This is a genomic window from Thermoflexus sp., assembly GCF_034432235.1.
GTDB lineage: Bacteria > Chloroflexota > Anaerolineae > Thermoflexales > Thermoflexaceae > Thermoflexus.
In genome coordinates this window covers 23,222-41,073 of sequence record NZ_DAOUCJ010000005.1, presented here as the reverse complement: position 1 = coordinate 41,073, position 17,852 = coordinate 23,222, and the positions used below count along the sequence as shown (strand labels likewise).

Sequence of the window (17,852 nt, the reverse complement as noted above, 5' to 3'; positions counted from 1 at the left end):
TATGCGCCGCCCTGGAATGGCTCTGCTGGTTGTGTGGATCCTGGGAGCATGCGCGGGGAAGGGCATCCTCCCTTCTCCGGCGGGCACTCCCTCGCCGGAAGGGGAGCTGATCGTGTTCGCGGCCGCCTCCCTGACGGATCCTTTCCAGGAACTGGCCGCGCTTTTCCAGCAGCAGCACCCCGGGACGAAGGTTACGTTCAACTTCGGCGCCTCCTCTGCGCTGAGAACCCAGATCCTGCAGGGCGCCCCCGCGGATCTTTTCGCTTCGGCCGATGAGAAGAACATGGAAGAAGTGAAACAGGCCGGCCGGGTGGCGGAGGGCCCATGGATCTTCGCCACCAACCGCCTGGTGATCGTGACGCCGGCCTCCAATCCCGGTCGCGTCACCGCCCTCGTGGACCTGGCGCGTCCTGGTCTCCGTCTGGCCATGCCGGGTCCGGAGGTCCCTATCGGGGCCTATGCTCGGGAGGTGCTGGCCCGCGCCTCTAAGGATCCGGCTTACGGGGTGGATTTCGCCGAGCGGGTGCTTCGGAACGTGGCCTCCGCGGAACCCAATGTCAAAGCCGCCCTCTCCCGCGTGGCCCTGGGGGAGGCGGACGCGGCCTTCGTTTACCGCACCGATGTCACGTCGGCCTATCGGGAGAAGGTGCAGGTGGTGGAGATCCCGGATGCGCTGAACGTGATCGCCCGCTATCCGATCGCCCTCTTGAAGGGGGCGCCTCATCCGGAGGCCGGACGTCTTTTCGTGGAGCTGCTGCGCTCCCCTCAAGGCCAGGAGATCATGCGGCGCTGGGGATTTGGTCCTCCGTAGGCGAATCCAACCCGGAGAGGCGGCGATGGTGTGGCCTCATCGTATCCCGTTTGTGCGCCCTGGTGTGGGGAGGCCGGGGATCCGCGCGGCCTCCGCTTTCTGGTGGTGGGCGGGAAGCCTTCCTCTGGCGCTGTTCCTGAGCAGCCCCCTGCTGATCATGGCGCTTTATCTCCTCCGGGAGTCTCCCTGGCCCGCCGCCGCCTCCGATCTGGTCCGCCAGGCCCTGGTTCTCACGGCGAAGACCAGCGCGGGGAGCACGCTGCTCGCCATCGGGGCGGGGACCCCGCTGGCGTATCTGCTGGCCCGACGGCGGTTCCCGGGCAAAGCCTTCCTGGAAGGTCTGGTGGAGCTGCCGGTGGTCATCCCGCCGACGGCAGCCGGGGTGTTGCTGCTGCTGACCTTCGGGCGGAGGGGGGCGCTGGGCCCGCTCCTGGAAGGGATGGGGATCACGCTTCCGTTCACCCCGGCCGGGGTGGTGGTCGCTCAGCTGTTCATCTCGGCTCCTTTCTACATCCGGGGGGCGCGCCTGGGGTTCATGATGGTGCCGCGGGAGCTGGAGGAGGCTGCTGCCGTCGACGGGGCCTCTGCCCTGCAGATCCTGCGGCATGTGACGTTGCCCCTGGCCTTTCCGGGGCTGTTCTCCGGGTTGCTGCTCTGCTGGGCCCGAGCGGTGGGGGAGTTCGGGGCCACCTACCTGTTCGCCGGGAACATGCCAGGGCGCACCCAGACCATGCCCCTCGCCATCCTGACCGCGATGGAGCGCGATCTGGGGGCGGCCCTTCTGCTGACCGGGATGCTCACATTGTTCGCCTTCGTCATCCTCCTCGGCGCCTGGCTGCTGCTGGGAAGCCGGGAGGATATCCCGCCTGTCCTGTAGCGGAACGCCCCGGGGCCCTGGTCTGGCGTTCCCCTCAATACCGCAACAGGGCGGCCGTCCCCAATTCCTGGAGCCGGGGGTGGCCCTCGATGATCTCCACCTGGCCGCCGTTCTCCAGCACGGCCGCGATCATCCAGTCCACGGCGTCGGGCAGAGTTTCGAAGGCCGCGCCGCAGAACGGGCAGGCCGTGCGAGGCACAGTGGTCAGAAAGCCGCAGCCGGCGCACCGGTAGGCGGGGGCATGGAAGCCGTCCGCCACCAGCAGCACCTGCACCCGCCCTTCCGCCGCGGCCCGCAGGGTATCTTCCAGGTTGATCACACCGTTGCCGCCCTTGGCTGCCGCCGTGATCGCCGCGTCCACCAGCGCGAACTCCCGGCGGCGCTCGACCTGCTGGAGGATCCGCAGGGCCGCCTCCAGGATCTCCCCCTCATCCGACATGCGATCCCCCGGGATCGTCCCCGCGATCCGATCGCCCCAGGGGCGAGGGAGGAGCTCCTGGAACTCGACAACGGTGGGGTCGGCGCCGCCGAGGAGCAGGTAGCGGGGCTGATGCCGTTCGCAGAAGCTCACCGTTAGCTCAGCGGCCTCTTTCAGGTTGCGGTAGGCGACTTCATCTTCGTGGCGCTGAAGTTTCTCGGCGCCCCACCCCCCCTGTTTGTGGCGCTTGATGGGCTCCCCGCGCAGTTCCAGCGTCTCCTGCAGCTCCCCCATCTGGTAAAACAGCAGGCGGACCCGGGTCTTATCGACCAGCGCGACCAGAAAGCGCCCGTAAGCATCCCACAACTTGGCCAGGGGGAAGACGTAAGGCTTCCGGCCAGCGAAGACGAGGTTCGGGGTGGGCACGGCCAGCGAGAACACCCGCCAGAGCCCCAGGCCATGGGAGGAGAAGATGGCCAGCCCCCGCCCGGACCCGTCATATTCCAGCTCCACGAAGCGCTGGACCGCCTCGCGATCCGCCCGGGGGATCTGATCTTCCACACGCTCCAGCAGATGGCGTAGGTTCAATCGATAATGATCCTTGGTTTGGCGGCGGGGATCCACATCGAGGTAGAGGCTGAGGATCGGAGCTTGGGGGCTTTCCAGCGCGGCCAATTCGCGCAGATCCCGTTCGCTCAGCATGACCACCTCCCAAACCGTTTTCCCTCCTCCCTGCGACCCAGCAGGCCAAGGGGAAAGCAGGGCGCGATCTCGCCCCATCCGCGAAATTCTTTGACCGGATCCAGGAGGCGGGATGGCCCCCGAAGTCCTCACGGGAGATCCAGCCGCTCATCTCTATTTTACCTCTTTACCTCTCCACCAGCTGTCGGAACCGCAGCGCATCCTCCCACATGGACACGTTATTGAACAGCACGAAGACCTCGCGGAATCCCTGACATCGGTTCCAGAGCTCCTCCAGATCCGCATCCGTGTAACGGTAGGCGTATCCGGTCCGCCCGTGGAGGCGAAAATAGGCGATCTCGCGGGTGACGGGAGGACGGGCGAAGGGATCCACCGCGTGGATCAGTCCGTAGCGTTCGCAGATCCGTCGGATCACCGGGTCCGGCCAATCCCCTCGGGGTTCCCAGGCGATCCGAAAGGGAACCTCCCCCATGCGCTCCAGAAACGCTTCGAGATTTCGGAGATGCTCCGGTGTGGGCCTGAAGGAGGGCGGGCACTGGAGCACCACCACCGCCGCCATTAGCGCCTCGGCGGCCTCGATGGTGGCGGCCCATCCCCGCTCGACCACCGGGGTCGCCTGGAACAGGCCGGCCATCGGGCGCTCTTCCGGAGCCAGGGGGCGTCGGAGCCGACGATAGGTGGGGCTGCTGGCCGGGTGGGTGATGAGCTGCCAGGCCTTCATCGTGAAGATGAAATCAGGGCCCGCCTCCTCCCGCCAGCGTCGGAGGGTCCTCGGCTGAGGTGGGTCGTAAAAGGTCTGCTGGACCTCCACCACCTGAAAGGTCCGGAAGTAAACGGACCGGGATTTCGGGAATCCACAGCAGCCGATATGCCACATCCCGGCGCGGGTTCCATCGGAAGGAGTTGACGCCGCTGGCCTCTTCCGAAGGGCTTTCGGGGCCAGGGGCAGGTCTGGCCCCAGCGTCCCTGGGGAAAACCGGCCGCGGCAGGCCTTACGGCGAATCTTCCGCGCGCATCACCCGCCCCCCGGCGGCGCGGACCAGCCGATCCCGGATGGCCAGGCCCAGTCCCTGGGTTCCGAAATCCCGTGCGAGGATCAGATCCAGCCCCCGGGCGTCCAGATCCCGCATGGCGGGATACAGCCGCCGGGCGATCCCTGCCAGATCCCGCTCCGATCCCAGCGTCGCGATCTCCGCCGGCAGGTCCGCCACCGCCGGCCGATCCTCTTCCGCGATCAGCAAACCCACCCGATAGCCCTCCTGGAGATACCGGGTGGCCAGCTCTCGGAGGCGCAGGCGGATCCAGTCCCCCGGCCCGATTAGAACCACCATCTCGGCTCGGGGGGCATAGTGCTTGGGCAGCATCCCGGGGGCCGGCGCCGGGCCCGTCAGAGAGCGATCGAACACCGCCACCGGCCCGAGGGTTTCCTCCAGGTCCTCCCGGGGAAGCCCTCCCGGCCGCAGGATGGTGGGAACGGGTCGGGTGAGATCGACGACCGTGGATTCCACCCCGATGGGAGCAGGCCCGGCATCCAGGATCATGTCGATCCGTCCTTCCAGATCCTCCAGCACATGCGGGGCGGTGGTCGGGCTGGTGTGGCCGAACCGGTTGGCGCTGGGCGCGGCAATGGGCACTCCCGCGGCGCGGATCAGGGCCAGGGCGACCGGATGGGCCGGCATCCGGATCGCCACGGTCGGCAGCCCCGCGGTGGCGAGATCGGGAACCACGGGTTGCTTTGGCAGGACCATGGTCAGCGGGCCCGGCCAGAAGCGCCGGGCCAGGGTCCATGCCGCCGGGGGGATTTCCCGCGCCAGCAGGGGCAACGCATCCAGATCGGCGATGTGCAGGATCACCGGGTCCGTGGCCGGCCGTCCTTTGGCCTCAAACAGACGCGCAAGGGCATTCGGGTCCAGGCCGTTTGCGCCCAGCCCGTAGACGGTCTCGGTGGGAAAAGCCACCAGTCCCCCCCGCCGCAGGATCTCCGCCGCCCGGGCGATGACCTCCGGATCGGGATGCTGGGGATCCATGGGAACAACCCGGGTCATGAACACCCTCCGCCTCCGGCCCCCATTGAGACCCACCGTACAGGCCCTATCCGGTTTGAAGTTTGAAGGAGATGGGAAGGAAGCGCAAAATGAAGCGTGGCGGGCACATCCCCCGGGAGCGAGGGATCCATGCGCATCCGCGCCGTGACGGTTTTCATTGCGTGGGACCCGCGGGAGCTGGCGCGGGCGGGAGCCCTGGCGCAGGCCGCGCGCGAGGCCCTCACCCGCGCCGGTTACGAAGTCCAGACGATGCGCCTGGCGTTGCCGCCCCTGGAGGATTCCATGAAAGCGGCGGATTTTCTCCGTCAGGCCCGGGAGTGGGAGGCGATGGCGCGGGAGGCCGGGTTCGATTACCTGAGCCTGGGCCCCCTGGGGTCGCTGGCGTTGGAGATCCCTCGCCTGTTTGCCGAGACGGAGCGGACCTTTGCCGCCATCCGGCTGGCGGATCGCGATGCCGTATGGGTGGCGGCGCGGATCATTCGGGAGAACGCCGCGGTGGCTCCCGATGGGTTCGCCAACCTCCGGTTCGCCGCGCTGGCGGGCGTCCCTCCCCTGTGCCCGTTCTTCCCGGCGGCTTATCACGACGGCGGGCCGTTGGCCATCGCCCTGGCGACCGAGGCGGCGGATCTGGCCGTGGAAACCGCCCGCGCCGCCCGGGATCCGGGGGCGGCCCAGGCCATGCTGCAGGCTCAGGTGGAAGCGAGCGGCCGCCATCTGGCCCATCTCCTCCGCCCCGTTGCCGCCGCTTTCTCCGCCCGCTTCGCGGGGATCGATTTCTCCCTGGCCCCTTTTCCGGAGCCGGAGCGCAGCATCGGGGCCGCCATCGAGCTCCTCAGCGGCGTTCCTTTCGGCGAGAGCGGGACCCTGACGGCCGTGGCCGGGTTGGCGGCAGCGGTGCAGGGGGCGGATTTCCCCCGGACCGGTTTCTGTGGGATCATGCTACCGGTTCTCGAGGATGCGATCCTGGCCCAGCGGGCGGCGGAGCACCGTTTCCAGCTCAGGGATCTGCTGCTTTATTCCACGGTGTGCGGGACCGGGCTGGATACCCTTCCCTTACCCGGATCCGTTCCGGAGGAGAAGCTGGCGCGAGTGCTGGAGGACCTGCGCGCGCTCAGTGTTCGTCTGGGGAAGCCCCTCACCGCTCGGCTGATGCCGATCCCGGGCCGGGAACCAGGGGATCCCGTCCGGTTCGATTTCGCCTATCTCGCGCCATCGGCGGTGATGCCGATTTGAATCTACGTTGAGGAAAGGCCGCCGCATGTCTTCCGCCTTATTCGTCCCGCCGGAGTTCTGCATCCCGGACCGGCCCCGGGCGCAGGAGCCGGCCGGTTGGATCGTTCATGTGGACCCCGACAGCTGGGGCGCTCGCGTCGGGATCCAGGCGGGGGATCTTTTGCTGCGTGTCAACGGGCGCCCCGTGGAAGATGTGATCGATGTTCACTTCTACGCCGCGGAGGATTTCGTCGCCGTCGAGATCCTGCGGGAGGGGAGGCGACATGTCCTCAGCGGGCCCCGGGCGGAGGGAGAGCCCCTGGGGCTAACCTTTGCGCATCCGACCTTTGACATCGACATCCGGCGGTGCAACAACCTCTGCACCTTCTGTTTCGTGCTCCAGACGCCGAAGGGAATGCGCCGCACCCTTTACATCAAGGACGATGATTATCGCTACTCCTTCCTGTATGGGCACTTCGTCACGCTCACCAATCTCACGGCCCGCGACTGGCGGCGCATCGTGGAGCAGCGCCTGTCCCCTCTTTATATCTCTGTCCATGCCACGGATCCGGAGGTCCGGCGGCGGGTGTTACGGAATCCCCGCGCCCCCGACATCATGGCCCAGCTGCGCTGGCTGGCGGATCACGGCATCGAAATGCACACCCAGATCGTGGTCACGCCGGGCCTCAACGATGGGGAACATCTGGAGCGCAGCGTATTTGATCTGGCGACCCTCTGGCCCCAGGTGCGCTCCGTCAGCGTGGTCCCTGTGGGGGTGACCCGCTTCCAGCGTTACGGCGTGCGTCCCCACACGGTGGAAGAAGCCCGTCAGGTGCTGCAAGCGGTGCATGCCTGGCAGCGGATTTTCCGCCGTCGCCTGGGGGTTCGCTTCGTCTACGCCACGGACGAATGGTATCTCCTCACCGGGCGGCCGGTTCCCTCGAAGGCGGCTTACGATGGGCTCCGGCTTCAGGAGAACGGCCTGGGGATGGTGCGGGATTTCCTGGAGGACTACCGGCGGGTGAAACGGATCCTGCGCCGGCGGAAGATCGAGGGCCTTGCCGGACGTCGGGCGACCCTGGCGACTGGCACCCTGTTTGCGCCGGTTCTGGCCTGGGCCGCCAGGGATTTCAACGCCTGCACCGGGGCGGCCCTGGACGTGATCCCGATTGTGAACACGCGGTTGGGGGAAACGATCACGGTGGCGGGCCTGCTGATGGCGGAGGACATCATCACCCAGCTCGCTGCCCGGCCGCTTGGAGATCTGGTGATCCTCCCCCGCATCATGTTCGATCATCCAGCAGGGGTCTCCCTCGATGACCGCACGCCCCTGGACATCGCCCGCGCGCTGGGTCGCCCGATCGCCCTGGCGGACACCATGGGCGACGTCCTGGATGCCCTGGAAGGGCGCGCCCGTCGTGTCTTCTATCCCGATCCAGAGGGCATTCCCGTGCCAGCCGGGTCGGCATAATCCCAGTGGTCTTAGGAAGGAGTGCAAGATCATGACTTAAGTGGCGTGGGGCAACTGCGAGCAGTTGCCCCACGCCAAAAGGAGAATGATGCAGGCTTGGCAGCCCGTGCCACATCAGCAAGTGCGTAAGTCCTGATCAAGAGGACTTTGGGATGAGCGAATTTGTAATCTGCATCAACAATGAGAGCAATCCGGCCAGTCTGATCGTCGGCAAAGTGTATCGTAAGCTGCCGGATCCCGATGCGGAGGCGCACGGGATGATTCGCATCGTGGATGAGGATCGATCGGAGCCGGATGGCTATCTCTATCCGGCATCTATGTTTGTGCCTGTGGAATTGCCGGAGGAGGCAAAGCGAGCATTAATGGCGCTGGAGTCTAAGCCATAGATGATGTCTGCTGGAAGCACGTGTGGAAGGTTGCCCATGCCAGAAGTCGCCTAACGCCTGCTGCGGCCGACCCGCCTTCCCCCTTTCCGGGGGATCACCGAACCACCCAGATCCGGCGGAAGCCCACCGACAGCGCGCGCGTATCTCCCGTAGATGGGGGCACCGCGTAGGCGAATCGGAACCGCACCTCGTGCACGCCCCGCCGGATCGCCTCCGCTGGGATCTCCCAGCGGATCTGTCGCTCGCCGCAGTCGGGGAACCGTTCCTCCCCCAGCCGCCGTCCGTTGAAGAACGCTTCCATCCGCTGGACCTCCCCCGCCCGGCACAGCGGGAACGCCACCACCTCCAGTGTGGCTGGCTCTCCTCCCCTCTCCGTTAGATACAGCGCCCGCGCTTCCGTCCCCTCGGCCCAGAGCCCCCATGCCTCCGGCCCCGACCATCCGTCGAGCAACAGGAGGTTGGTGATCTCCGGCTCCCCGCGATCCGGAATGCGGAAGATGCAGATCGGATAGTCCCAGGGCGATGGGACCGGCGGCGGATCGAAGCATCCGATGAGCGGGAAGGGCCAGCCCCACTTCCGCCAGTCTGGTGGGGGATGATGAACCACCAGGAAGCGGAAGCCGTGCCGGCCCAGCCCGTCCGGTCGGTGCCGGAACAGCAACCCGCGTCCCCGCTGCAACGCTTCGATCCAGCGGGGATGGAACGGGGGAAAGCCCGACATCGTTGGACGCCGGTGATATTCTGTGGCCATAACGGCCACCCGTGAGAGATGCAGCCCCGGCGTGTAATCGGCGAAGGCATCGATCACCGCCCCGGGCTCCGGGTTCTGCCGCAGCCACTCGAAGGCGGGATGGGGCACATAGGGCCACGGGAGGATAGGGATCGGCCGCATGAGGGCCTCCAGGAGCCAGAGGGCCGCCAGCCCTCGCCGGAGCCCTCGGGAGGCGATCCGCGACCAGGCCTCCGCGCCGCCTGTGAACAGCCCCAGGGCGGTGAGGGCGATGAACCGCCACACCGTCCCCGCGGCCTCGTAGAACGGCACCACGGCCCATAGCAGCAGCAAAGGGGTGAGGGCCTGATGCGCCCAGTCCTCGGGCAGGGCCGGCTCCCGGAAGAGCTCCGGCTTCCGGACATGGCCGATCCGCCAGATCCCCTCATAGACATCTCGCACCCCAGGGATCGCAGGGATCGAGAGCGGCGCGTCAGCCCGGAGGACGATCCCGGTGGCCAGCAGCGCCCCCATAGCCGCCGCCCGCAGCAGCCCGTGACTCCGCAGCCGCCGGCGGGCGAGCCAGCTCCACCCCAGGCCGATCAGGCTGCTTCCCGCCGGCAGAAGGCCCAGGGTGAGGATCGGACGATCGGGCCGGGATGAGGGTTCGGGCTCCCACGGATGATACGGGTTCCAGACCAGGACGTCCACCCACGGATATCCGTTGCCCCGCGCGGTTTCCAGGGTCTGACCCAGCATCTGATCCTGCTGAATGGCACGGACCCAGAGACCCAGCCATGGGCCGCCGATGACCACCGCGGTCCCGAGCCCATAAACCAGGAAGCGCCGGAGATATCCATGCCGCCATGCTTTCCAGGCGTAAATCAGGGCCAGCACCCCGCCCAGGAGCACAAGGTAAGGGTTGCCGGCGATCCCCAGCCCCCAGAGGAGCCCCGCCCGCCCCAGGAAGCGAGGCTTCCATCCGCCCTCCCGGGCGCGCTCCAGGGCCCAGGCCATCAGGGCCAGGCCACCCGCCCCCCACGCGACCGGCAGGTAATCCCCGTAGATCCGCATGGCCGCGTGGCTTCCGTGGAACATGGCGTAAGCGATCCCGGCCGCCGTGGCCAGCCAGCGATCCCGGGCGAACCGGTGGGCAAGGCGGAAAGCGCCGAGGAAGGCCAGGGAGTAGGCCAGCCATCCGAACAGATGGACTGCGAAGGCATCCCCGCCGAGCAGCGCCCAGGGGAGCATCAGGCCGATCAGGAAGGGGCCATGGTGCAGCTTGGCCACATGCCAGCCCTGCGGGGCGAAGGCCAGCGGGTGGAAGAGCGGGGACATATGCTGCTCGAAGAGCGCCCGCCGATACCAGGCGAGGGCCCACATCACCTCCAGGGTGTCCTCTCCCGCCGGTGCGCTCCGGAAGAACCCGCGGGCGGGCCAGGCCTGGTGGAGCCACAGGAACCAGACTCCCAGCGGGATCAGCCAGCCGCCGACGCGCTGGATCACGGTTCGCCATCGGGGATCCATGGGAGGGCACGCTTTGCCAGTCTGGATGCCTTACATGGTAACACGCCGCGCAGCCGGCCTACGAAGATCCATCCCCGGATTTGACATTCCCGCCCCATCGGATTATCATGGCTACAGTCCCCATCCCCGGGAGGGGGATAAAAGCGAGGGGGTTCATATGCCGGTTCGTCTGAATCTGGAGGTGCAGGGGATGACTTGCGACGATTGCGCCCGGCACGTGGAGCGGGTGCTGCGATCCGTGCCGGGGGTGCTTTCCGCCCATGTCCCCCACTGGTCCTCCGGGGAAGCGGAGGCCATCGCGAAGGGAGAGGTTCCCGCTTCCGCCATCGAGGAGGCGGTGGCTCGCGCCGGTTATCGGGCCCGTGTGCGGCAGTCCGAGCCCATGGACCTCCCTCCCCCGCCGGCCGGGGATCATCGCTTCGATCTGATGATCATCGGCGGGGGATCGGCCGCCTTCGCCGCGGCCATCCGCGCCGCCGAGCTGGGCGCCCGCGTGGCCCTCGTCGAGGCAGGGACTCTGGGTGGGACCTGCGTGAACGTGGGCTGCGTTCCGTCGAAGTTCTTGATCCGCGCCCTGGAGGTCTACCATCGGGCGGGCGCCCATGGCTTCCGGGGGTTGGCCACCGCCCGGGGGGCCCTGAACTGGGCAGAGCTGATCGCACAGAAAGAGGCCCTCGTCGCGGACATGCGCCGGGAGAAATATGAGGAGGTCCTGGCTGCCTATCCCCAGATCACCCTGATCCGGGGCCGCGCTCGCCTGGCCGAGGGCGGGGCGGTGGTGGTGAACGGCACGACCTATGCGCCGGGGCGGGTGATTCTGGCCACCGGTGCCCGGCCGTGGGTCCCGCCGATCCCCGGGCTGGCGGAGGCCGGGTATCTCACCAGTACTGAGGCCCTTTCCCTGCGGGAGCTGCCCCGCTCCCTGATCGTGGTCGGCGCCAACGCGGTGGGCCTGGAGCTGGCCCAGGTCTTCGCCCGGGCCGGCGTGGCGGTCACGGTCCTGGAGGCCCTGCCCCGCATCGTCCCCTTCGAGGAGCCGGAGATCAGCGCGGCCTTGCAACGGGCTCTGGAGGACGAGGGCATGGTCTTCCACACCGGCGTGAAGATCATCCGGGTGGCTCGCTCCTACGGCCGCTATGAGGTGTCTTTCGAGAAAGACGGGGAAACCCGCATCGTCTCCGCGGAGCAGCTGTTGATGGCCACCGGCCGCCGCCCGAACACCCAGGATCTGGGGCTAGAGGCAGTCGGGGTGGCGGTGGGGCCGAGGGGGGAGATCCGGATCAACCCCTATATGCAAACCTCGAATCCTTCGATCTACGCCGCCGGCGACTGCGCGGACCTGCCCATGTTCGTCTATGTCGCCGCGGCCAGCGGGACGGTAGCGGCGGAGAACGCCCTGCTGGGCAACCACCGGATGCTGGATCTGAGCGCTGTCCCCCGGTTGACATTCACGGATCCGGAGGTCGCCTCCGTCGGATGGACGGAGGCACAGGCGAGGGAACAGGGGCAGACTCCCAAGGCCATCCTGCTCTCGCTGGACGCGGTGCCGCGAGCGCGCATCGCCTTCGAGACCCATGGGGTGATCAAGCTGATAGCGGATGCAGCCACCGATCGGCTGCTGGGCGTCCATCTCGTGATGCCCCAGGCCGGGGAGGCCATCGCCGCCGGCCTGATCGCCCTCCAGGCGGGATACACGGTCCACGACCTCGGTCGCACCCTCTTCCCGTATCTCACCTGGTCGGAGGGCCTGCGGCTGGCGGCCCAATCGTTCACGCGGGATGTGGCCCGGCTGAGCTGCTGCGCGGGATAGGCGGGCAAGATGACAGGAACCCCGGATCTGGAGCATCTGGCCCATCGGCTGATGATGGAGCTGAGCGGTCGTGGCTGGGCCCTGGACCGCGGGCCGCTGTTTGAGGCGGCGTTGCAGCTGCTCGCCCGCGGGGAGCCGGTCCCGCTGGAGCGCCTGGCGGAGGCGGTCGGATGGCCCGTAAAGACCGTCCGCGCGGCCCTGGAGGAGGACCCGGCGGTCGAATGGGATGAGGCCAGGCGGCTGATCGGCTGGGGCCTTACCCTCCGCCCTACGCCGTTCCGCCTGGAGTGGGAGGGACGGTCCCTATGGACTTGGTGCGCGCTGGACACCCTGCTCTTCCCGCTCTGCCTGCAGCGGGAGGCCCGGGTGGAGGCCTCGTGCGCGCGGACCGGACAGCCCATCCGTTTTACGATCTCCCCCGCGGGGATCCGGGCGATCGAGCCGGTGGAAGCCGTCCTGGTCCTGGCAGCCCCCGGGCCTGGAGCGGGCATCCGGGCGGCGTTCTGCCAGCGAACGGTTTTTCTCGCCTCGCCGCGCCTGTTCCAGCCCGGCGGTCCCTGGGATCCGGTCCTGGCGTTGTTCTCGCTTCCAGAGGCCTTCCGGCTGGCGCAGCGGATCATGCCCTATCTGCGATGGGAGGGAGGGATCGGTTGTTGCGTCGCCGTACCCGGGCCCGATCTTCGATCCCTATCCCCGTCCTCGCTCTGGTGCTGGCCATCCCTTCCCAAAGCCCGCTTTCATCCTTCTGGCTGGCACCGGGGCCGGATGGGTGGACCCTGATTTTCCGCCCGGCGCTGGCCTCGGCCATCGTAGCTCCCCAGGGGAGGTGGATCTGGCTGGCGTTTCAGCGGGACGGCATCATCGATGCCCTGGCGGTGGAGGGGCGTTCCGGGCGAGTGCGGGCTCACATCCGGATGGGAACTCCTGGGTGTTGCCTGCCTCCTCCGCTGGCGATGACGCCCGATGGCCGCTGGGCGCTGGTGGGGGGCGATGCCGTGTGGGTCTATTCGCCAGAGCTGGGGAAGCGGCGCCTGCTCCGCATCGAACCTTCGGACACGGTCATCGCACTGGCGATCGCGCCGGATGGACGGGTTGCCGCGGGCGTCACGCTCAAAGGCCGGGTCCTCCTGTTCGACCCCGCTCAGGGGGGGATCCTCTACCGTTGGGATCCCGCGCCGGGCAGGAGGGAGGTTCCCGGGATCGCGTTCGCTCCAGACGGCCGGGAGCTCTGGATCGCCTGGAACCAAAGGCTGGAGGCCTGGTCTCTTCCCGCTCTCAGAGCCCGGGCCATCCGGTCGCTGCCGTTTGATGGGACGCTGGTCCTCACGGCGATCGCTCCCGAGGGAACATGGGGCCTGGCTCTCGGCGATCGGGGGGAGGTCCTGGAGGGATGGATCCTCCGGCGGGAGGACCTGGCCCTCCAGCAGATCGTCCCTCTGGGCTCGCTGACGCTTCCCCGGCTTCGACCGATCCAGGGAGGCTTCCAGATCGACAGCCTGTGGGAGCCCTTCTCCTTCCAGATCCAGCGGGATCGGTGGATCCGCCAGGAGATTCGACAACAGGGCCCCGGGCCGCTGGCGGAGCGGATCATCGAAGCGATCTGCCGGGAATCCGAAGCGGGGATCCCTTCCTGCGGCGAGCTGATGGGCTCCAGCCCTCCGCTGGCCGATCGATTCCGCTGGAGGATCGGCGTGGAATCCAGCGGATCCTTCGTTTGCTGTGGGTATTTCTCTGATTCGCGAAAAGGAGGCAGGGATGGAGCAGGAGGCTGGAATTGATCGGGAGATCGGAAAAACGGCGCTTCGTTGCGCGGAGTGCGGGGCTCCGATTGAGGGGACCCCGGTCTTCGCCCATGGGAAGGCGTTCTGCCATCCGTGGCACGCGGAGCGGTATCCGCGCACCCATCCCGGGTTCTGGCAGCGGCTGTGGCGCGCCCTGAGGGGTTCGGGGGAGTCCGGAGGAGGCGGTTGCTGCTGAGCGGAAAGGGGGCTTGTATGCTCGAGAACCTTCGCCGAGGCATGGGGCTGGCGCTGGCGCTGGTGACCTGTCCATGCCATCTGCCGGTGACGGCCCCTCTGCTTCTGGGTCTGCTGGCTGGGACCGCCCTGGGATCGTATCTCTCCACCCATATGGAGGTCCTGGCGGCGGTCTCCGGGGTGCTTTTCCTGGGCGGCCTCGTGCTGGCCACGGTCGACCCGGGGGGCCGCCGAGGGTCTTCCAGTGGGGTATGCCGTTCCGTCCGTTCTTCCTCCAGGAGGTTCCGGCGATGAGGCGAGCCCGATGGCGCGTTCTCCTATTGACGGCGATGGGGCTCCTGGCCGCCTGCGCCCGACCCTCTGTTCCGTCTGAAATCCCACCGGATTCCTCCTCCGCCCTCCGGTGGGAAGCGACTCCCGCCACTCGTTTGTCCGATTCGTCCCCGGAGCAAGGGGAGCGCCAGGCTCTCCCGACGGCGGCGCCCCAGGGGACGGCGGCTCCGGAGCGGGTGGCGCGCCAGATTTACACGTCCTTCCGGACGATCCCCTCTCCGTGCTGTCCCCCGCGTCCGCTCCCGGAGGTGATCACCCGGCTGGAAAGCATGCCCGGCATCCGAAGGATCCTCCTGGAAGGGGATCGTCTGATCGTGGAATATGAGCCGGATCAGCTCACGGCGGAGGATCTCCCGGTGCTCTTCGCATTGCAGGGCCTGGAGGTGCGTCCATGAAAGCGCCCCGGTGGATCGGGATCGGGCTGGGGATCGGGCTGGTCCTCGTCGGGTGCAGGGGGGAGGCTCCCGCGCCGGATTTCACGGTGCCCACCCTGGGAGGGGGAACTTTTACGCTTTCCCGGGCCCTGGGCGAGGGCAAGCCGGTGGTGCTTTTCTTTATGGCCTACTGGTGCGGCACGTGCATTCCGGAGGCTCGAGCGCTGGCCCGCCTTCACCAGAGCGTGGGGGATCGGGTCGTGATCGTGGCCCTGGACGTGGATCCGACCAGCACCCCGGAGGCCCTGATGGCCTTCCGGGAGGCGGCGGGGAGCCCGGATTATGTATGGGCCTTCGATCGGGAGAACGCCGTGGCGCTGGCCTACCGGGTGACCCGGCTGGACACGACGGTGATCATCGATCCGAGGGGCCGGATCGTCTTCCGGGATGAGATCCCTACTTCGTATGAGACGCTGGCAGCCCAGGTGGCGCGGATCCTCCCGCCCGCCTCCCGTTAGCAGGAGCCCAGGATCCGGAGGTCTTTCCATGGACCTTGCTCTGGCTTTCTATGCGGTGATCACCGGGATGATGGCCACCCTCAACCCATGCGGCATGGCGGTGCTTCCGGCCTATGTGGGTTATGCCCTGGCGCGGACGGGAGGGCGTCTTTCGGTGCGGGAGGCTGTCAGGATGGGGCTGGCGATGGCGGCCGGCTGCACCGGTCTGTTTGTGGCGGCGGGGTTCGCCCTGGCGATGGGCCTGAGAACCCTCACCCGCTGGTCCCCTTTCCTGGGCCTGGGGGTCGGCGGGATCCTGGTCCTTCTCGCCCTCTCCCGGCTCGTCGGGCGGCCCTGGCCCCTCCCCGGGATCCCTCTGGAAGTTCGTGCGGGGGAGCGCTCCTCCCGATGGACCGGGTTCGGCTTCGGGGTGGCGTATGGCCTCGCTTCCCTGGGGTGCACGCTTCCCCTCTTCTTAGCCCTGGTGGGGTTTTCGCTGGCCCGGCGGAGCAGTGGAGAGGCGCTCCTCCTGATCCTGCTGTATGGGCTGGGGATGGGGGTGGTGCTCGTCGCCCTCTCCCTGGCCCTGGCCCTGATTGGACGTCCGCTGGCCCGGGGGCTTCGCCGCCTGGCCCCCGTCGTGGAGACGGCCGGGGTGCTGCTCCTGCTGGGAGCCGGGCTTTATTTGGTTTACTATTGGGGGCGTATCCTTTTATGATCGAAGACTGCCATGAGCGAGACGGTGGTGTATCGATCCCGTGTCCGGATTGAGCGCGTGAAGGGCCCCTTGCGGCGGGCCTTTCTCCCCAGTGAGCCCCAGCCGATCTTCTTCGGAGTGCACTCGGAAGTCGCCCAGCATTACGGCGTGGATCCCCAGGCCTATGAACCCCATGCCACCACCCTGGATTATCTGGTCGCGGCGGCAGCGGGCTGACTCACCGGGACCTTTGGCGGCGCGCTGGAAGCGCGCGGGATCCCAGCGGGGGAGGGTCGGCTGATCGCCGAAGCGGTGGGAGAGATCGAAAAGGAGGACAAGGTCCTGGTCCTGCGGCGGATCCATGTAACCTATCGCCTGCGCATCGCTCCCTCTCAAATGGAGACTGCCCGTCGTGTCCATGGCTTCCATGCCCGTTACTGCCCGGTCGCGCGAACCATTCGAGACAGTGTGGCCATCACTACCGAGCTGGAGCTGATCCCGGAGGGGCCCTGAATCCGAGGGATGGCATTAAGGAAAGAGGGGCGGATAGGCGGCAAGGACATGCCTCAAGCTCTGAAAGGCGGAGGCTCTCATGGCGTATCTCACCACGGTTTCCGGACGGCTGTTGCCGGTGGATCCGGCCTATGCCGCCCTGGCGGCTCAGGATCCCGCGCAGGCGGAAACCATGTGTCCGGTCTGCGGCGGGCGGTTCCCCTTCCGGATCCGGCGCTGGACCCTGGAGCGGATGATCCGGGGCTGGCACTTCGACAAGATCCGGGATGCGGGCTTTCATTTCTGTGAGACCCCGACTTGTCCCATCGTCTACTTCCACAACGGGGAAGGCCTCTACTTCGCCCTGGAGGATCTCCAGGTTCCGGTGGGGATCAAGCGCCTGGAGGCTCCTGTCCCCGTCTGCTATTGCAAGGGCGTGGATGAGCAGACCATCCTCTATGAGATCGTGGTCAAGCGCTGCTGCGATTCCATCAAGGACATCCAGGCTTACACGAAAGCCCGGACGGGGACGGAGTGTCATATCCGGAATCCCTCCGGGCGCTGTTGTGGGGACCATGTGCAGGCTGTCCTGCGCAAGGGGCTGGCGATGGCAGCGGATCTCCCGCCGGGCCTTCAGGCGGAGGCGGAAGGGGTTGCCGCGGCGATCCCTAGCGACGATTCATGCTGCGCGGTGGGATCGCGGGATCTTTCATCGCACCTCGAACGCTAAGCGGATCTGCAGGCGGTCCTCGATATAAAGACGGACCTCCCATCGCCCAGGCGGGAAGCCGTTGGGCCGGGTGTTATAGATGTAACCGGGCTGGTTCGGACGGCCATCCCAGAGCAGCGTGGTGCTATCTTCCAGTTCCCCCTCCCGATACCAGGCCGCGGTCCAGGCGGCCCCCGCTGGCATGTTCTCCACCCGGAACCGCCCGCAGATCCGCTCCGTTCCGGCGGGGAAGGTGGTCGGCGGCGGCGTAGGGATCCGGATCGGCCGCCCGCGCTCATCGCAGGCATCGGTGAGGGCGAGATCGAAGAACCGGGCGCTGGGCGGCGCGGGCACCGCCTGGGGGATCGGCGTCAGCAGGGTGGGCGGATAGGGGAGCGGGGTTGGCGAGGGGGATGGGGAAGGCCAGGACGTCGGGGAAGGCGTCCCACCGGGCATTCGAGCGGGGGTTGGTGAGATCTCGATAAGTGAAGTGGCGGTGGGGGAAGGGATCGGGGAAGGAGTGGCGGTCAGGGGCGGGGACAGCCATCCGGGCGGGGGGATCTCCAAGGGCAGCGGGAATCCGGTGCGGGCGAAGCCGTTCAGGATGCCAGTCCCCAGGGCCAATCCCATGGCGATCCAGAACCACTGACGGGCGCGGCGGCTGGCGCTGCGGCGCAGGATGAGATAAGGGGCGAAGCGCGCTTCCCGCCATGCCAGGAAGGACAGGGTCAGCGCCAGAAGGACCCCTGCGATGCCGAGGCCTGTGATCACCGGAAGCCATGGGATCCTGGAAGCCATTACGTCCC

General features: G+C 67.6%; 19 protein-coding genes and 1 pseudogene. 15 read left to right on the top strand and 5 right to left on the bottom strand.

Features of this window, described 5'->3' with window-relative positions; all coding sequences use genetic code 11:
* Nucleotide 1: 1 nt before the first annotated feature.
* Complete coding sequence (gene modA / locus VAE54_RS01080; protein ID WP_322800076.1) at nt 2–811, top strand: molybdate ABC transporter substrate-binding protein; 810 nt, start codon at nt 2–4, stop codon at nt 809–811.
* 25 nt (nt 812–836) lie between these two features.
* The gene (locus tag VAE54_RS01075; protein WP_322800075.1) at nt 837–1,688 is read left to right on the top strand and encodes an ABC transporter permease; all 852 of its coding nucleotides are present in this window, start codon (nt 837–839) and stop codon (nt 1,686–1,688) included.
* A gap of 34 nt (nt 1,689–1,722) precedes the next feature.
* On the opposite strand, the gene VAE54_RS01070 is transcribed toward VAE54_RS01075, so the two are convergent.
* The 3 genes from VAE54_RS01070 to VAE54_RS01060 form a co-directional block, all read right to left on the bottom strand.
* Complete coding sequence (locus VAE54_RS01070; protein ID WP_322800074.1) at nt 1,723–2,808, bottom strand: Vms1/Ankzf1 family peptidyl-tRNA hydrolase; 1,086 nt, start codon at nt 2,806–2,808, stop codon at nt 1,723–1,725.
* A 166-nt stretch (nt 2,809–2,974) separates the two neighbouring features.
* Entirely contained in the window at nt 2,975–3,685 is a 711-nt protein-coding gene (locus VAE54_RS01065) for a DUF72 domain-containing protein (RefSeq protein ID WP_322800073.1), read from the bottom strand.
* A 115-nt stretch (nt 3,686–3,800) separates the two neighbouring features.
* Nucleotides 3,801–4,853, bottom strand: a complete 1,053-nt coding sequence (locus VAE54_RS01060) for an L-threonylcarbamoyladenylate synthase (RefSeq protein WP_322800072.1) — start codon at nt 4,851–4,853, stop codon at nt 3,801–3,803.
* Nucleotides 4,854–4,982: 129 nt separating this feature from the next.
* On the opposite strand from VAE54_RS01060, the gene VAE54_RS01055 reads away from it, so the two are divergent.
* The 3 genes from VAE54_RS01055 to VAE54_RS01045 all read left to right on the top strand — a co-directional run bounded on the left by VAE54_RS01055 (nt 4,983) and on the right by VAE54_RS01045 (nt 7,922).
* Nucleotides 4,983–6,086 (top strand): DUF711 family protein, encoded by a 1,104-nt coding sequence (locus VAE54_RS01055; RefSeq protein ID WP_322800071.1) that lies wholly within the window; start codon nt 4,983–4,985, stop codon nt 6,084–6,086.
* A 25-nt stretch (nt 6,087–6,111) separates the two neighbouring features.
* On the top strand, nt 6,112–7,536 hold the full coding sequence (locus tag VAE54_RS01050; RefSeq protein ID WP_322800070.1) for a DUF512 domain-containing protein: 1,425 nt from the start codon (nt 6,112–6,114) through the stop codon (nt 7,534–7,536).
* 152 nt (nt 7,537–7,688) lie between these two features.
* Complete coding sequence (locus VAE54_RS01045; RefSeq protein WP_322800069.1) at nt 7,689–7,922, top strand: hypothetical protein; 234 nt, start codon at nt 7,689–7,691, stop codon at nt 7,920–7,922.
* A 94-nt stretch (nt 7,923–8,016) separates the two neighbouring features.
* Here VAE54_RS01045 and VAE54_RS01040 read toward each other — a convergent pair whose 3' ends face one another.
* Nucleotides 8,017–10,158, bottom strand: a complete 2,142-nt coding sequence (locus VAE54_RS01040) for a hypothetical protein (protein WP_322800068.1) — start codon at nt 10,156–10,158, stop codon at nt 8,017–8,019.
* A gap of 157 nt (nt 10,159–10,315) precedes the next feature.
* On the opposite strand from VAE54_RS01040, the gene merA reads away from it, so the two are divergent.
* The 10 genes and pseudogenes from merA (at nt 10,316) to VAE54_RS00990 (ending at nt 17,067) form a co-directional block, all read left to right on the top strand.
* On the top strand, nt 10,316–11,968 hold the full coding sequence (gene merA / locus VAE54_RS01035; RefSeq protein ID WP_322800067.1) for a mercury(II) reductase: 1,653 nt from the start codon (nt 10,316–10,318) through the stop codon (nt 11,966–11,968).
* Between the two features lie 9 nt (nt 11,969–11,977).
* Nucleotides 11,978–12,748 carry an organomercurial lyase gene (gene merB, locus VAE54_RS01030; protein ID WP_322800066.1) on the top strand — a complete coding sequence of 257 codons (771 nt, stop codon included), beginning with the start codon at nt 11,978–11,980 and terminating at the stop codon, nt 12,746–12,748.
* A 975-nt stretch (nt 12,749–13,723) separates the two neighbouring features.
* Nucleotides 13,724–13,945, top strand: coding sequence for a hypothetical protein (locus tag VAE54_RS01025; protein ID WP_322800065.1), 222 nt, complete (start codon nt 13,724–13,726; stop codon nt 13,943–13,945).
* 17 nt (nt 13,946–13,962) lie between these two features.
* Nucleotides 13,963–14,238 (top strand): hypothetical protein, encoded by a 276-nt coding sequence (locus VAE54_RS01020; protein WP_322800064.1) that lies wholly within the window; start codon nt 13,963–13,965, stop codon nt 14,236–14,238.
* Nucleotides 14,235–14,672, top strand: coding sequence for a hypothetical protein (locus VAE54_RS01015; RefSeq protein ID WP_322800063.1), 438 nt, complete (start codon nt 14,235–14,237; stop codon nt 14,670–14,672). The genes VAE54_RS01020 and VAE54_RS01015 overlap by 4 nt, the downstream gene beginning before the upstream one ends.
* Nucleotides 14,669–15,169, top strand: coding sequence for a TlpA disulfide reductase family protein (locus VAE54_RS01010; RefSeq protein WP_322800062.1), 501 nt, complete (start codon nt 14,669–14,671; stop codon nt 15,167–15,169). Before VAE54_RS01015 ends, VAE54_RS01010 begins: the two co-directional genes overlap by 4 nt.
* Before the next feature lie 28 nt (nt 15,170–15,197).
* Entirely contained in the window at nt 15,198–15,866 is a 669-nt protein-coding gene (locus VAE54_RS01005) for a cytochrome c biogenesis CcdA family protein (protein WP_322800061.1), read from the top strand.
* A 12-nt stretch (nt 15,867–15,878) separates the two neighbouring features.
* A complete protein-coding gene (locus VAE54_RS01000; RefSeq protein WP_322800060.1) occupies nt 15,879–16,082 on the top strand; it encodes a hypothetical protein in 204 nt (67 codons plus the stop codon).
* 21 nt (nt 16,083–16,103) lie between these two features.
* A pseudogene (locus VAE54_RS00995) lies at nt 16,104–16,358 on the top strand (OsmC family protein); the annotation flags it as partial.
* A gap of 79 nt (nt 16,359–16,437) precedes the next feature.
* The gene (locus tag VAE54_RS00990) at nt 16,438–17,067 is read left to right on the top strand and encodes a hypothetical protein (RefSeq protein WP_322800059.1); all 630 of its coding nucleotides are present in this window, start codon (nt 16,438–16,440) and stop codon (nt 17,065–17,067) included.
* Here the strand turns inward: VAE54_RS00990 and VAE54_RS00985 are convergent.
* Nucleotides 17,047–17,844 carry a hypothetical protein gene (locus VAE54_RS00985; RefSeq protein ID WP_322800058.1) on the bottom strand — a complete coding sequence of 266 codons (798 nt, stop codon included), beginning with the start codon at nt 17,842–17,844 and terminating at the stop codon, nt 17,047–17,049. The two genes, VAE54_RS00990 and VAE54_RS00985, sit on opposite strands and share 21 nt — an antisense overlap.
* Between the last annotated feature and the right edge of the window lie 8 nt (nt 17,845–17,852).